General features: G+C 68.7%; 1 protein-coding gene. It reads left to right on the plus strand.

Annotated elements, in window-relative coordinates; translation table 11 throughout:
• The coding region (locus tag ACPYOJ_RS37225) for a hypothetical protein (RefSeq protein ID WP_481420662.1) at positions 1–230 on the plus strand (230 nt) is incomplete at both ends.

The following is a 230-nucleotide window of genomic DNA, read 5'->3' on the forward strand; positions in this document are numbered from 1 at the left end:
GTGCCTGATGCGACAACGTCTCGACATTCTCGTAGGCAACGCGGTTCTCCTACGAGGGCGCAACGCCGGAAAGCCGGACGATCGCTTCCACGAGGTCGTCGATCTAGGTGAAATCGCGGCTCATCTTGCCTTCACCGTATACTTCGATCCACCCATCCTCCCCCATACCCCCCCCCCCCTCCCCCCCCCCCCCCCCCCTCCCCCCCCCCCCCCCCCCCCCCCCCCCCCCC

It is taken from the genome of Rhizobium sp. SVR5-9E, assembly GCF_056755095.1.